This is a genomic window from Actinotignum stranguriae, from assembly GCF_051265215.1.
Taxonomy (GTDB): Bacteria; Actinomycetota; Actinomycetes; order Actinomycetales; family Actinomycetaceae; genus Actinotignum; species Actinotignum schaalii_C.
This window is the reverse complement of the sequence record NZ_JBOZCJ010000049.1, coordinates 1-1,217: the sequence shown is the minus strand read 5'-3', so window position 1 is coordinate 1,217 and position 1,217 is coordinate 1. Positions and strand designations below refer to the sequence as shown.

Below are 1,217 nucleotides of genomic sequence, written 5' to 3'. Positions count from 1 at the left end.
AAATGTGTTGGTTACGGTTTAGTAGGTTTGGTTCCATTTAGCCCCGTTGTGTAGATCGGTCCACTCGATACCCGTGCCCCACATCTCGGTCTCGGCCTGTGCTTGGCGACGCTCGCGTGCCCGGGCGAAAAGGGCTGCGATCTGGTCATCACTGACCGTGCGATGCAAGACTTGCCCGGCACTGCCCGGATTCTCGGTATGCCGCTGGCACCACCACAACACGGCCTTGATCTGGTGGAGCAAGCTCATGCCCCTATGCCGGCGCAGCATCGCCCGCAACTGGGAGTTAATCTTTCCCTCGATCAGATTCGACGTGGCGGGAATCGGGTCGTCTTCCACGACCAACGCGGGTTCCAGGTAGGTGAATAATGTCTGGTTACGTACCAGCGTGTTCAGCGAGTTACGGGCCTTAATCAGGCGTGCGTGTGTGTCCACGATCCTTCCATCATGCAGCCGGGTTTTCTCCGCTAGCAGCGCTTTCCAGGCCTGGTTCCATGCCGCTAGGCGCCCGACCCAGTCCACTGCTTCCTCGCGCGTAGCCACGCCTAGGAGATCTTTGGCAAGGCCGTAGAGCTCGACGCCGGCCTGGGTGCGTGCCCGGGTGGTGGTGTGGCGTTTGACGGCGCAGAAAGCATGGTACGTGCAGCGTTGGATACGTGTGGTCGGCCAGGCGTGCTTGACGGCGCTGGCGATCCCGCTTCCCCCGTCGCAGACCACCACATCCGGGGGTGCGATACGGGAGAAGAGGGCTATCCAGGCCGCGGTGGTCTCGCTTCTGGCCACGTACCAGCCCAGCACGTGTGTTTTCGTGCAGGCGATCAACACGGCCAGGCGGTGGGCTAGGTAGATCCCGTCAACGAAGACCACGTGATGGTGTTCGCTGACGGTGGTGTAGACCGGCCAGAGACTCCAAAGCGGGGCGAAACGGCGGCGCAGAGACCGTCCCTGGCCGGGGTGGTGGCGGTAGGTGTATTCGCCTAGTAGGTAATCCCAGAAGGCCGTGAGGTCGCGTGCTGTGGTGGTGTTGCGTCTAGTTTGGGTGGTCTTGCATTGCGGGCAGCGATACCTGGGTTTCCCGGCCGTGGTTGTTCCCCATTTTTGGGTGGGCTTGGCGCATGTTTTGCATTTCGGATTCGGCATTTACTTATTTAAGCCGAGTCGGAGGGCTAGTTTGTGGTGGTGTAGTGCGGGAAAGTCGGGGTTAAACCAACACGTTT

1 protein-coding gene is annotated in these 1,217 nt (G+C 60.5%); it reads right to left on the bottom strand.

Going from position 1 to position 1,217, the window contains the following annotated elements:
- Positions 1-18: 18 nt before the first annotated feature.
- Complete coding sequence (locus ACRQEG_RS09485; RefSeq protein WP_320758325.1) at positions 19-1,140, bottom strand: IS1249 family transposase; 1,122 nt, start codon at positions 1,138-1,140, stop codon at positions 19-21.
- Positions 1,141-1,217: the final 77 nt, after the last annotated feature.